The 12,750-nt window shown below is 70.0% G+C and carries 6 protein-coding genes; 5 read left to right on the plus strand and 1 reads right to left on the minus strand.

Annotated features, from left to right (window positions below; genetic code table 11):
- Positions 1-8: 8 nt before the first annotated feature.
- The 3 genes from F0U60_RS22280 to F0U60_RS22290 are packed head-to-tail and all read left to right on the plus strand — an operon-like array spanning position 9 to position 8,693.
- Positions 9-1,913, plus strand: a complete 1,905-nt coding sequence (locus F0U60_RS22280) for a hypothetical protein (protein ID WP_395825389.1) — start codon at positions 9-11, stop codon at positions 1,911-1,913.
- Complete coding sequence (locus F0U60_RS22285; RefSeq protein ID WP_395823056.1) at positions 1,910-5,497, plus strand: flagellar motor protein; 3,588 nt, start codon at positions 1,910-1,912, stop codon at positions 5,495-5,497. The genes F0U60_RS22280 and F0U60_RS22285 overlap by 4 nt, the downstream gene beginning before the upstream one ends.
- 13 nt (positions 5,498-5,510) lie before the next feature.
- Entirely contained in the window at positions 5,511-8,693 is a 3,183-nt protein-coding gene (locus F0U60_RS22290) for an MYXO-CTERM sorting domain-containing protein (protein WP_395823058.1), read from the plus strand.
- A gap of 18 nt (positions 8,694-8,711) precedes the next feature.
- Here the strand turns inward: F0U60_RS22290 and F0U60_RS22295 are convergent, their stop codons facing one another.
- Positions 8,712-10,829, minus strand: coding sequence for a DUF4388 domain-containing protein (locus F0U60_RS22295; RefSeq protein ID WP_395823060.1), 2,118 nt, complete (start codon positions 10,827-10,829; stop codon positions 8,712-8,714).
- Between the two features lie 28 nt (positions 10,830-10,857).
- Here F0U60_RS22295 and F0U60_RS22300 point away from each other — a divergent pair, with 28 nt between their 5' ends.
- Positions 10,858-11,244, plus strand: a complete 387-nt coding sequence (locus tag F0U60_RS22300; protein ID WP_395823062.1) for a VOC family protein — start codon at positions 10,858-10,860, stop codon at positions 11,242-11,244.
- 65 nt (positions 11,245-11,309) lie between these two features.
- Positions 11,310-12,713, plus strand: a complete 1,404-nt coding sequence (locus F0U60_RS22305; protein ID WP_395823064.1) for a hypothetical protein — start codon at positions 11,310-11,312, stop codon at positions 12,711-12,713.
- Positions 12,714-12,750 lie beyond the last annotated feature (37 nt).

The raw sequence follows: 12,750 nt of genomic DNA on the forward strand, positions 1-12,750 counted from the left end.
TGCCAGTCCTGCTGCTCGTCGCTTCGGCGGCCTCGGCGGACACTCTTGACATCCTAGGGCCGTCCGCGGCTGTCCCACCCGAGGGCTTCTCCATCGCCCTGGTGCGGCGGGACGCCACGGGTGTGCCCGTATCGGCAGCGGCGCTCTCCGTGTCGGCGAGCGGGGCGCGGTTGTCTCCGGGGCCCGAGCAGCCCCCGTTGAGGACGTTTCTCGTCATCCCGGAGCCGGGCGCGCGGGAGGTGAAGGTGGCTGCCGAGGGCTTTGGGTTGCGAGCCGAGGCCCGGTACGTGTTGGGCCCGCCGGCCACACAGGTCTCACTCACGTTGGATCCGCCCGCGCCCGTGAAGGGCCGGGACAAGGAGGCGCGACTCACGGTGCGCATGCTCCAGCCGGATGGAACACCGGATGACACCGGGGCGCCCCCCGTGCTGCGGGCCAATGTGGGCCGATTGGAGGAGCTCACGCGCACCGGGCCGGGCACCTGGCAGGCCCGCTACGTGCTGCCGGACACGCGCTACCCAGAGGTGGCCATCCTGGTGGCCCTCTCGGCGTGGCCTCACCCGCAGTCCATTCACGGGGCCTATGGCAAAGTGCTGGTGCCGCTCGCCACGTCGGTGGAGCTGCCGGGCCGCACCGAGCCGAACGTGGAGATTGCCGTCACCATCGCCGGGGTGACCTTCGGGCCCACTCAGGCGGCGCCTGACGGGCGCTTCCGGCTGCCTGTCATCGTTCCGCCGGGCCACAACGTCGGGCTGGGACGTGCGGTGGACGCGTCGGGCAACGTGCGGCGCTCGCGGATAAACCTGGCCTTGCCTCCCACTGACGGGCTGGCGTGCGTCCTCAACCCCCAGCGGCTCCCGGCGGATGGGGTGTCCCAGGCGCGCCTGTTGTGCGCCTCCAGTGATCCTCTGGGCCGGCCGGTGCTGGACGCTCGGGTGAAGGCCTCGGCACGTCATGGCTCCCTGCGCGGCCCCACGCGCGCCGAGGGAGGGCTGCTCGAGTGGATCTACACCGCCCCTCGCACGCTGCCCGCAGAGCCGGAGCGTCTGGTCGCCACCTGGCCGGAGCGGGGGAGCAGCTCACGCGAGGAGTTGTCGCTGCAACTCGTGCAGGGGCCGGTGGCGCGCGTCGCCCTGTCCCTGACCGAGCCAATGGTGCACCTCGGCTCGACGGTGCCCGTCACCGCCACTGCGTGGGATGCCTTCGGGCGGCCGAGGCCGGGAGCGCTGGTGGTAGCGCAGGCGGACGTGGGCTCCTTCAGCCCGCCACGCGAGGAGGCCCGGGGGGTGATCACCCGTGACTGGACGTTGCCACCGCGGGGCCAGGTGGGCGAGGCGGTGGTGAAGGTGCTCGCGTATGGCCCGGCCGGTACGGAGCCGGCGCGCCTGCACGTCTGGGTGGAGGGAGGCGTGCTGTATGCGGGCGTGACGGACCTGGCTGGACTGCCGGTTCCGGGGCAACCCCTGCGTGCCGGGAGTGAGGAGCGGGTGACGGGGGAGGAGGGCACGGTGGTGTTGGGCCCCGTGCGACCGGGCCGGCTGGAGGTGGTGCACAGTCAGTGGCCTGGGCTCCGTCAGACGGTGGAGGTGGTGGCCGAGGGAGGGCCCGTGTTCCCGCTGATGCAGCCACTCGCTCCGGCCACCGCGGAGCAGCGCGTGAAGCTGGCGCCCGCCGTGCCAGTGAATGTGCGGTTGAGGGTGGAGGGCCCGCGCGTCACGTTCTGGATGGAGGACGCTTCGGGCCGGGTGCTGGAGGGCCGCGCGGCCCACGTGTGGCTGTCCGCGGGTCAGCAGAGCCCCGTGGAGGTGAAAGACGGACGCAGCAGCTTCCTCGTGCAGCATGAGGGGCCTGTGAGCGTGTCGGTGGGGGATGTGGCCACCGGCGTCACCGCGCTCGCCGAGGTGCGGCCTTGAGGTGTGCGAGCTGGGCATTGTGCTTCGCCCTGCTGCCGGGTGCCGCCTGGGCGCAGCTCGCGCGGGTGGAGCCCCCGGAGCTCGCGGCGGCCATCGCTGGGCGCGTGTGCAGAGATCTGAACGGAGACGGACGGTGTGCTCCCGAGGAGCCGGGCCTGGCCGAGGTCCGCCTGGTGCTGGCCACGGGCCGCGAGGTGCGCACGGACGCCTTGGGTCGCTACCACTTCGCCGAGGTGGACGCGCGCAGCCCGGACGTAACAGGCGGGGTGCACCTGCGGCCTGGCCGGCAACGGCTGCGGTTGGATCCACGGACGTTGCCGCCCGACAGCGAGGCCAGCCCCGAGGCCGTCACGGTGGAAGTGCCTTGGGCCGCCCTGGTGCTTCAGGACTTCGCAGTGCGCACCCGCGCTGAGGCCCTGTCTCCCTTGTCGCTCTCGTACGACACGTCACCGCCCACGGCGGCGGTGGTGCCGGGCGGGGTGGAGTTCCTCGTCGCCGGGCAGACCTCACCGGGCGATGAGGTGACGGTGGGGGTCCTTCCTGCGGAGGTGGACGAGCGCGGCGGTTGGCGCGCGCGTGTCCGGCTCGAGCCCGGGGAGAACGTGCTGCCCATCACCGCCCTCAGCTCCGAGGGCACGCTGCGCCTCTTCCGCCAGCGCATCGACGTGGTGTCGCGTGAGGGGAGCCTGCTCGTCATCCCGCGTGAGCCCGAGCCCGAGGGCGTGTTGCGGCTGCCGGGCCGTGAGGGCGCGCCGTCGGCCAGTGGCCCCTCCTCGCTGCTCGCTGAGTTCCCCGCGGGCACGCGCGTGCGCTCGCCTCGGGGCGAGGTGACGGTGGGCTCCGAGGGGTCCGTGCTGGTGCCGTTGGTGCTCTCCGCGGGCCGCAACCTGGTGGCGTTGGAGGTCGAGCCACCGGGCATGCCGGCCCGGACGGTGACGGTGCAACTGGAGGCGGTGCCCCAGTCCTTCGCGGTGGGGTTGTTGGACGTGGAGGCCACGTTCTCTCCCTCCACGAAGGACTTCCGGTTGAGGGGACGGGGAGCGGCCCATGGTGAGGCGCGCCTGGGCTCCTTCTTGCTGACTGGTGAGCTGGATCTCCGAGACATCGACGTGGACAACCTGCGCGGGGATTCGGTGGCGGACTGGCTGCGCCCCCGCATTCCGCGGTTGGGTCGGGCGCCGGATCCAGACCTCGCCATCCCCGAGTGGGGCGATGCGTCCGTGGGCCTCACGCCCAACCCCGCCGAGGGTCGTCTGCGTCTCGAGGTGCGCCACGATGATTTCGGTCGGGTGGGCCTGGGGACGTATCGAGCGTTGCAGGTGGAAGGGGAGGTGGGTCGCTACCACCGGCCGCTGTTCGGCCCCTTCGCGGAGCTGGCGGCGGAGGTGGGTCGGCTGCGCGCGGGCGTGAATGTCTTCGCTGGAGGGCTGGCGGATCCCACGCGCTCGCTCTCTGCCATGCCGGCGTACGAGGAGCTGCGCGGCACGGGCGGGAGTCTCTACTACCTGGGCTCCGTGCCGGTGGCGGAGGGCTCGGAGCTGCTGCGTGTGGAGCTGCGCGACGGAGTCACCGGGCTGCCGCTCGCCGAGCGCCACCTCGTCCGAGGTCGGGACTACGAGATCGACTACACGGCGGGTCGTGTCTTCCTCGCGCGCCCCCTGTCCTTCATCGCCGGCGAGTCGCTGCTGCGCACGGAGCCACTGACGGCCTCGCCCGAGCCCGTCCTCACCGTGCAGTACGCCGTGCTGCAGTCGGCGTCTCCCATCGACTCCGCCGGAGCCGAGGCCTGGACGGAGTGGAAGGGGGGACGGGTATCTGTGTCCGCCGTGCACGAGCAGCGAGCCGGGGCTCCTCCTTACCAGCTCCTCTCCGGGCACGCGCGCACCACCTTGGGCGGCTACACGCTCATGGCGGAGGTGGCTCGGAGCCGGGGCTCGGCGGTGCTGGCGGAGCTGTTCGGCGTCTCTGACGATGGGGGCCTCTCCTTCCTCCGGCCGGACGAGGAGCAGGATGCGAGGGGCGGAGATGCCCTGGGGTTGCGTGTGCGCGGGCCAGGCCTCTTCGGCAAGGGCTCGGTGGACGCGGCCTTCCGTCGGCGCACGGTGGGCTTCTCCGATGGGACGCACGCGGACACCTCCTCCTTCCGCCAGTGGTCCTTGCGTGCCGTGCAGCCGCTGGGGCCCTGGCGCCTCACGCTGCTCGGAGATGATCGGCTCTCGGCGGATCCTCGGCGGCCCTTCGCAGAGGGGTTGTTGGGGGCTCGCACGCTGGGACTGGGGCTCGGCTACACGTGGGAGCGGTGGGGCGTGAGCGCGGAGCTGCGCGACGCCAGTCTGCGCGCCAGCGAAGTGCCCGGGGAGGGACCGCTGCTCGAGGGTGGACGTACCTCCGCGGGGCTCCAGGGCCACTTCGTGGTGAACGACTGGCTTCGTGTGTCCGCCAGCCACCGGCAGGCGCTGGTGCTGCGTGGCGAGGGCCCAGGCCGAGTGGACGACACCTTCTCCTCGGTGGGCGTGGACGTGACGGTCAACGAGGCCGTCGTGGGTGTGCGGGGCGGCTGGGGTCCTCAGCTGGGGCCGCTGGCGTGGGTGCGGGGCACGTGGCACCGGGGTCAGGACGTCTACTACGGCAGCTACTCGGTGGATGTGGACGGGCCGGACTTCGGTGCCGGCCGCGCGGTGAGCGGGGCGAGCACGGAGTTGGCGGACGGGACGAGCCTCTTCGTGGAGGACGTGGCCTCTCACGACACAAACGCCGTGCGCTTGGCGAGGGCGGTGGGCTTCCAGCAGACCCTCTTCGGCGCGCTCGACGTGGGCGTGCGCTACGAGCGGGGTGTGAGGAGCGTGCTCGACGTGCCGGGCTCACTGCGGCGCGACGTGGCGAGCGTCTCCGGAGAGCTCATCCTGGAGCGCTTCCGAGCCGATGGCCGCCTGGAGATGCGCTTCGATCGCGGCACGCCGGAGCGAGGTGTGTCGGAGCCGGTGGATCGCATCCAGGCGATCCTGGTGCTCGCGGCGGAGGCGATGCTGCGCCACGATCTGTCGATCTCGGGGCGGATGAACTACGGGCGCACCTACCAGCGAGAGAGCAGGGAGGCAGAGGCCCGGCTGCTCGAGGGGTATACGGCACTCGCGTGGAGACCAGGGCCCTTCCTTCTGGTGGCACGCTACGGCATCACCCGCGAGCTTCAGCCTGGTGCGCGCTCCGTCTTCGGTGAGCGAGCCCAGCAGGTCTTCTCCCTGCTGCCGGCGGTGCGCCTGGGGGACCGGTTTGCGCTGGCGGCGGGGCTGCACGCGAGCCGGAGCAACCGGGATGATGTGGCCATATGGGTCTTCACCGGCTCGTTGCGGCCCTCGGTCCGGGTGGTGGGGGGGCTGGAGGTGGCGGTGGAGGGCGCGGCGCGGTCGGTGGTGCCCGAACAGGAATCGTTGGGTTCGCTACGTGGCGAGGTGGCGTACCGCATGGACGAGAAGCTGCGTGTGGCGATGGGCTACACTCTGCTGGGGTTCACGGGAACGGGCTTGCCGGAGGAGGCACAGAATGGGTCCGACAGGCTCTATCTACGAGCAGAGCTGGCGTACTAGGTGGAGCACGCGTGTGCGGCTCTTCGCCCTGTGTGCGGTGGGGGCCCTGGCGATGTTGGCCGCCGCCAGCGCGCATGCCGACTGGCGCACGGGCCCGTCCGTGCCAGAGCGGCCCAACAACGTCCTGGATGTGTGGGCCCCTGAAAAGGCCTCGTTGGGGTTCGTGGGGTCGGGCAGGTCCGGGGCTTATCTGCTTCTGGATGGGGGCATCTCACGGGCGATCGATGCGGGCACGGCCGAGTCGGCCGGCACCTACTACCACCCGCTCGATGACTGCCTCGTGTCGGTCAGGAAAGATGGGGCCGGAACGCGCAACTTCAAGGGCGCAGATGGGGGAGCGTGTGGAAAATCCAACCTGGACAACAGGCCCATCTCCATTCCCGAGGTGAATGTCCTTCGGGTGAAGAACGCGGCCCAAGGCGGCACCGCCGCGTTGGTGCTCAAATGGGCGGGCGCCTACGATATCTATCTGTCGGAGACCAGCATCTACGACTCCCTGCCCTTTAGTCCGGCCTACGGCACGACGGATGCTTTCAACGAAACGATTGGGGTGGTTCGGGCGGACGGCGGGGTCTATGCGCTCGTGGGGACATCGCTCCCCGACTCTCGCGTCTACTGGGTCACCAGCAGCGGTTTGAAGGAGCGGCGGGCCCAGAGCGAGTCGCCCATGGGCGCCGTGACGGCGATTGAGCTGTTCCCCGCCGGCAGCCCAGAGGTCCCCTATGCTGTGGTGGGCACTCAGCAGGGCTTTCTTCAAGGGACGCTCCGGGATGCGGGGACCCAGCTCCGACCGGTCCAGGTGCTCGACGGCTGGAGCGTGAACAGCGTGTCCATGAACGTGGAGGCCGGGGGGGATGCCGGGACGGGGTTCGGCATGGCCGTCGTGAAGCGGCCTGACGGCGACGCGGGGGTGATGAGCCCTGTGCCCATGCTCGCGAAGACGGAGGCGGGGAGCATCTGGCGCTTCCGGTCGCTTCCGGAGACTGTCGCCTCGGCTCCGTTGAGGCAGGTTGCCTGCACGGGTGCGAGCTACTGCGTCTTCACCGCGGACCAGTCCGGCGGGAGCAACGTCTTCGTCTACACCAACGACGCAGGCCCGAGCATCTCCGCGAGCGCCCTGGCTGCGAGCGTGGTGAATGACGCGATGGACGCCTCGGTGACGTTGAACGAGGGCCTGCCTGGCCAGCTCACCTTCGCGGCGAGTGATCCAGATGGAGACCCTGTGCTGGTGACGGCCTCGCACCAGAGCGTGGGCTCGAGTTCGTGGACGGTGACGCCGGTCAGCGGTGCGCCGGGAGATCCTGTCGTGGTGCAGGTCACCCCCGGTGTCACCTGCCAGCGAGAGCAGCAGGTGGGCTCTTTCCAGATTCATGCCTCGGATGGCCTGGCGAAGCATGACGCCCACAAGAACTTCCGGGTGTTCGTGAAGCACACGCGGGCACCGGAGGTTCCCACGGTGGTGTTCTCTCATGGCGGCGAGGTCCCGAGCGGTCCGGTCGTGAGCGAGCTGGCCGCGGGCGGAGCGCCCTTGACGCTGCGAGCGCTCGGGGACACGTCATCCGCGGGTTGCAGAATCCAGAAGACCTGGGAGCCTCGGTTCTCGGGCACGGGGGTGCCGTCGCTGGAGCAGGATGGGGGAACCGCCGTCATCACGCCTCCGCGGGTTTTCTGTCAGGCGGAGGGCGGGGACTTCGACTTCCGGCTCCATGTGGAGGACGAGGGAGGGCTCTCCAACTTCAAGGATTTCAAGGTGCACGTGACGCCCTGGGGCCCTCCGAACGCGGTGTTCAGCGCGGACTCAGGCGTGGTGCAGCTGACCGCTGGGGAGGCTCTGGCGCTCACGCCCGACAACCCGCGCCTCCATGACTGTGTGGGCAGCCCCTCCTTCCCAGGAGTGGTGTCCCTGTGGCGTGTGACGTTGTCCGACGGGGGCGTGCCCGGCGGCGTCACGTTCCGCGAGGGTGTCGGCGGGCTGCCGATCCAGAGCTTCCCGGCGCCAGCCTCGACGCTCGTGGTGGAGGCGCCGCACTGCCTCGATACGACTCAACTGCTGGTCACCAGCGAGCACCACGTGGGCTCCGTCGATGGCCTCGCCGGCCCGTCCTCGGCGCGTCAGGTGATGATCCAGACTGACAAGGCTCCGTTCGACGCGGGCGTGCTCGTCGTCAAAGAGGACTCGATGCCCTCGGACGAGCTGCACGTGAGCGTGACGTCGAACCTCAACTGTGAGAAGGAGCGTGGCCTGCGTGCCGACCTCCAACTCGAGCCCTTGGGCGGAGGGGGGCCGACGCAGGTGGCGCAGGTGGATGTCCCGGGCGAGTGGCGGTTCCCACTGGGCTTGGGCTGCCAGGGCGGGAACTTCCAGTTGAAGGCCTCGATGACGGAGGCGACGGGTCTGCGTTCCCTCGTGATGACGAAGGACGTGGCTGTACCCCGGTTTGATGCGGGGCTGGAGCCGCTGTCAGTAGAGACAGTGCTGGTGGCTCGCTGCAACGAGGGCGCGCGCGCCGAGCTGACCCAGGCCTTCCCCCCGGAAGCCTGTCAGACGCCGACCGTCACCTGGACGCAGGTGGATGGCCCGGAGCTCGAGCAGGTCTCCCTGTCTGGTCGCACGGTGTCGTTGGCCACGCGGGACACCGGGCTGGATGAACTGGTGGGCAGACCCGTGGTGATGAATGTGACGGCGGACGCGGGTACGGAGAACTGGACCTCGATCACGCACACGTTGCCCATCACCGTGGAACCTTTCGTGAAGCTGCGCCGTCGCACCGAGGTGCCAGCCGCCTCGGAGACGGGGCTCGTCGGCGTCTCCGTGGAGCTGCTCAACACCACCGCGTGTGGTGTGACGGACGTGAGCTACGTGGAGCGCATGGAGGGCCTGACGTATGTGGAGGGCAGCGCGAAGTTCAACGGCCAGCCCGTGACGGCCACTTGGGATGAGGAGGCACTCACCGTGACGGGGCTGTCCCTGGGGAGCGACGGCCCTGGAACGTTGACCTACGTGGCGCGTCCCCACCTGGTGGGCGAGCGGCGCATGGAGGGCGAGGCCCGGCTGCGCGGCGTGCCCATTTCGATCTCCTCGGTTCCCGGGCCTCAGGTGCCGGACTCGGGTTGTGGCTGCACGAGCTCGGGTCCAGGCCCGGTGCTGTTCGCGCTCGGGGCGCTGGTGGCGGCCGTGCGCCGCCGACGCCGGTGAGGGTGGGGCGTCCGCGCCCTACAGGCCGAAGCTGATGCGGTTGCGACTGCTCGGCTCGTCGCGCCGCTCCTCCAACACGCCAATCAGCTCCAGGCCCCGCAGCGTGGCGAGTACGCCACGCTCGGGGAGTTCCGTGAGGGTGAGCAGATCCTCCACCGTCTTGCTGCCGTCCGTGTAGGCCAGCAGCAGGGCCTGCGGCCCCTTCAGCTTCAGCTCGTGCAGGGCATAGGGTGGGGCCGCGGTGGGGAAGAGCCGACGCGAGCGCGGCATTCGCTGGCGCAGCGACTCCAGGGGCTCGGAGCGGAGGATGCCCTCGAGGATGAGATCCCCGGGAAACACCGACAGCTTCACCAGTCCCGCGCGGGGTGGCCGCGTGGGGCTGAAGCCATAGGCGCCCTCGGTCCACGAGAAGGTGGACCAGAGGATCTCCTTCACCTGCTCCTCGATGAGCTGGGGGTGGCGCCGCGCATCCAGCAGGCCCAGGCGCATCATCGCCTCGCTGGTGCGGATGTTCTGCTCGCGGGCGAGGGTGGCCACCTCTTGCAGCTTCGCTTCCGGCAGCACGCCGCGACGCACGCAGAAGCGAGCGAAGCGCTCGTGGGCGAGGTTGGAGACGGCATACACCGGGCGGCCCGCCTCGAAGTAGACGACCTTCAGGACGGAGCCCTGCCGGAGCTTGAGCTCCCCGCTGTGGCGCGCCTCGTAGTAGGCGTTGAGCAGCCGAGGGATGCTGGTGTTCTTCAGGTCTCCGGAGAGTGACCACTCGGGCGGAGGACGGCGGCCAGGGGCGGAGGGGTCCGTCTTGTTCCACACCTTCTCGCGCTCGCCGAAGGGCAGGGCGAGCCCGGGCTCGGGTTCCTGCGAGTCGGACGTGTCCGCGGCGGAGGTGCTCGGCGCTGATGTTTCCTCGGCGGGACCGAGTGCCGCCAGTGCCGCATGTTCCTCGTACGCGTGTTCCTCGTACGCGTGTTCCTCGTAGGAGGTCGCTGGAGCCGGCTGCTCCTCAGCGGGGCCGAGTGCCGCCAGCGCCGCCTGCTCCTCGTAAGAGGTCGCTGGGGCCGGCTGCTCCTCGGCGGGGCCGAGAGCCGCCAGCACCGCATGCTCTTCGGAGTAGGTCGCTGGAGCCGGCTGCTCCTCGGCGGGGCCGAGCGACTCCAGTGCCGCATGCTCCTCGTAGGAGGCCGCTGGTGCTGGCAGCTCCTCGACAGAGCCGAGTGACTCCAGTGCCGCGTGCTCCTCGGAGTAGGCCACCGGTGCCGGCAGCTCCTCGACAGAGCCGAGTGACTCCTCTACCGCGTGCTCCTCGTAGGAGGCTGCTGGTGCCAGCTGCTCCTCGGCCACTTCGAGCTCTTCGAGCTCCTCTGGCCGGAGGGTGATGGGCGTCTTGCTGAGGTCGGAGAAGTCCTGCTCGGACGGAACGACGTCCGGCAAGTAGGGCGCAGGTTCATCCGTGCCAACGGCCTCGGCGTATGCCTCCGCGTCCGTGGCCGCCGCTGGAGCCTCTTCGCTCAGGGGATCCTGGACCTCCTCGACGACCACGAGCCCCTGCACCACGGGGGCAGGCTCCTCTGGAGGCTGACGGAAGACGGGCTCGTCGTTGTGCGAGGTGAAGCCTGGCTCGTCCTCCTGGGAGACAAAGACGGGCTCATCCCCTTGGGCGGTGAAGCCGGGCTCGTCCTCGGTGGAGGTGAAGACGGGCTCGTCTTCCATGTCCAGGAGCGAGGCGTCCTCGAAGACCACCACCTCCTCTTCGTCGACATCCGAGGCCAGCGGGCGGGTCAGGCCACACAGCTGCTCGACGGACTCCAGGAGCTGGAGCAGCTCGAAAGGCTTCTCGAAGAAGGCGCGTGCACCGTGGACCTCGGTGGCCTCGCGGGCGAAGCGGTCTCCTTTGAAGACACCACTGACGGCCACTGCGGGGATGGCATGGTCCCGGAGCGCGGAGAGCACGGCACTGCCCCGCATGTCGGGCAGCAACAGGTCCACTACCGCGGCGTGAAAGGCCGCTGGACGCAGGAGTGCCAGCGCGGCTTCGCCGGTGTGGACGGCCGTCGCCTCATGGCCGCGGCTTTCGGCTGCGGCGACCATGAGGGAGGCCAGTTCAGGGTGGTCCTCGACGATGAGCAGTCGCGCCATGGGGGCCGGGCACCATACCATTCCGCTCATGGACGTTCAGGGCTTCCACCATTTAGCCATCCAGGTTCGGGACGTAGAGAAGGTCACCGCTTTCTACAGAGAGGTGCTGGGCTTATCCGAGCTCAAAAGACACTATCGGGCGGACGGCTCGCTCCGCAGCGTATGGGTAGAGGTTCCGGGCGGGGGCTTCCTCGCGCTCGAAGAGGTAGCAGGCGAGCCCGAGCCAGGTCCCTTTCGGAACGAGCGGCCAGGCCTCTTCCTGCTGGCCTTCCGCATTGCCAAGGCCGAGCGAGCTCGGGTGGTCGAGGCCTTCGCGCGGGCGGGGGTTGCGCTGGAGCACGAGACGAAGTGGACGGTGTATGTCCGTGACCCAGAGGGGAACCGGGTAGCGCTTAGCCACCACCCAGAGGACTGAGTAACCCGAGGCCGCAGGCGCGCCTTGCGAAAGGCGGCGCGGGGCGGCTACAAGCCGAAGCCGTCATGCGCCTGGGCGAACTGCTCCTTCAGGAAAAGCTCATTACTCCCGAGGCGCTAGAGGAGGCGCTCGAATCGCAGGTCGTCCATGGCGGCCGGCTCGGGACGAACCTCGTCGAGCTGGGGCTGATCTCCGAGCAGGACCTGGCGCGGGTGCTGGGCAAGCAGCACAACGTGGCGTCCGCCTCCGGCGAGATGACGCCGGACCCGCGCGCGCTGGAGCTGGTGGACCTCGGCCATGCGGACGAGAAGGACTACATGCCCATGCGCGTGGACGCCACGCGCATCAGCGTGGCGGTCATCAATCCCCGCGACATTGAGACGTTGGACGCGTTGGCCTTCAAGACGGGCAAGCGCGTCGTGCCGGTGGTCATCCCCGAGTTCCGGATGAACCAGCTCCAGCGGCGTTACTGCAAGGCGTTCCGGGCGATGCGCGCCATCGACATGAACGCCGTGCGGCCCACGCGCGCCGAGCAGGAGCGGTTGAAGGCGGCCTCGCAGACGGAGGATCTGATCAGCGAGGAGGAGTTCCAGTCGCTCTACGCGCAGGCGCTCAAGGGCGGGGGCACGGCCCTGGGTGAAGAGCCCGTGCTGGATCTCGTGGAGATGGTGGCGGAGGAGGAGCTGCCCGCTCCCATCGTCGAGGGATATACGCCCGAAGTTCCAGTGGAGCCGATGGAGCCGGTGGCTCCGCCCCCTGAGGTCGCCGAGGAGCAGAACCTGCCCGAGGCTCAGCTCGTGGAAGAGGAGGAAGAGCCGGTCGTCGCTCCTCCGCCGGAGCCCGTTGTGCCTCCGGTGGTGGCTCCGCGTATCGCGCCCGTTGCTCCACCCCCCGTGGTGCCCGTGGCGCCTGCGCGACCCCGCCCTCAGGCCCGTCCGCAGCCGCGCCCTCAAGTGCCGGTGGCAGCGGAGCCGCGGCCCACTCCGCTCACGTTCTCCGAGGCCCAGGCCGAGCTGTCGCGCAGCTCGGATCGCGAGCAGGTGGCCACCACGGTGCTGCGCTACGCGCTGGGCAAGTGGAAGCGCAGCCTGCTGTTGAGCGTGCAGGGAAACATCGTGACGGGCTGGCGCGGCATGGGGCAGGGGGTGCGCGAGGCCGCGGTGAAGCGCATCGGCATCGGCCTGGCGGCGCCGAGCACCTTCCGGTTGGTGCGAGACACGCGCTCACACTACGTGGGGCCTGTGCGCAAGGACGCGGCGTCGGGCTTCTTCTACAAGCTGCTGGGCGGGGATTATCCGACGACGGCCGTCATCCTCCCGCTGCTGGTGCGCGGGAAGCTGGTGCACCTGCTGTACGTGGACAACGGCCCCGGCCAGCTCACTCCGCCCGACGTGGGCGAGCTGCTCATCCTCTCGCAGAGCGTGGGCCGCTCGTACGAGGCGATGATCCGGCGCCGCAAGAGCGTATGAGCCGGCGGGAGTCCGCGGCGGCCCTTCGCGGTGGCCC

This window comes from Archangium minus (assembly GCF_044360475.1).
GTDB classification, from domain to species: Bacteria; Myxococcota; Myxococcia; order Myxococcales; family Myxococcaceae; genus Archangium; species Archangium minus.

Bases quoted from the DNA above. Each gene is read 5' to 3' on its own strand.
- F0U60_RS22295 (WP_395823060.1), bottom strand. From the start codon at position 10,829: ATGGCGCGACTGCTCATCGTCGAGGACCACCCTGAACTGGCCTCCCTC.
- F0U60_RS22300 (WP_395823062.1), top strand. From the start codon at position 10,858: ATGGACGTTCAGGGCTTCCACCATTTAGCCATCCAGGTTCGGGACGTA.
- F0U60_RS22305 (WP_395823064.1), top strand. From the start codon at position 11,310: ATGCGCCTGGGCGAACTGCTCCTTCAGGAAAAGCTCATTACTCCCGAG.